This is a genomic window from Paracoccus aerius (assembly GCF_014656455.1).
Lineage (GTDB): Bacteria > Pseudomonadota > Alphaproteobacteria > Rhodobacterales > Rhodobacteraceae > Paracoccus > Paracoccus aerius.
Genome location: NZ_BNCL01000107.1, coordinates 1 through 514, shown reverse-complemented (window position 1 = coordinate 514; position 514 = coordinate 1). Strand labels below are relative to the sequence as shown.

The following is a 514-nucleotide window of genomic DNA, read 5'->3' as shown; positions in this document are numbered from 1 at the left end:
AAAGGACGCTGCCGCCTAGGGCGTGTTGCGTTTGATCGGTTTCATATCCGGCGGCTTTGAAGAAATTGTAGCATTCCCCATCGGTGAAAAGATCGCGGACCTGCCCGACAGCGTGCCAGAGAGCCTTTTGGGTTCGCGCGGCGGCTTTCCGGATCAGGGCCTTGAGCTTCGCGAATGTGAGGGCGTGAACGCCATGGGTCCGCGTGAACGCTCGAATGATCTCGATCGGGTTCAGGTCGGGGCTGTAGGGAGGCAGGAACAAGAACCACGCGCCAGCGGCGCTCGTGCTCGCCGCTGCCCTTGGGGCTCTTGTGCGGTGACAGCTTGTCCAGAATGATCACATCTCCGGGTCGCAGTGTCGGGTCCAGTTGGGTTTCGACATAAAGCGCGAACAGTTCGCGGTTCATGACACCATTGATCACCCAGGGCGCGTCCAGCCGGTCATGGCGCAGGGCGGCGATGAAGGTCTGGGTGTTTCCGTGGCCAAAGGGCACATGGTCGACAAGGCGCGGGC

Annotated in this window: 1 pseudogene; it reads right to left on the bottom strand. The window is 61.3% G+C overall.

Annotation, left to right across the window (positions count from 1 at the left end):
* A pseudogene (locus tag IE224_RS21250) lies at window positions 1–265 on the bottom strand (hypothetical protein); the annotation flags it as partial.
* Window positions 266–514: the final 249 nt, after the last annotated feature.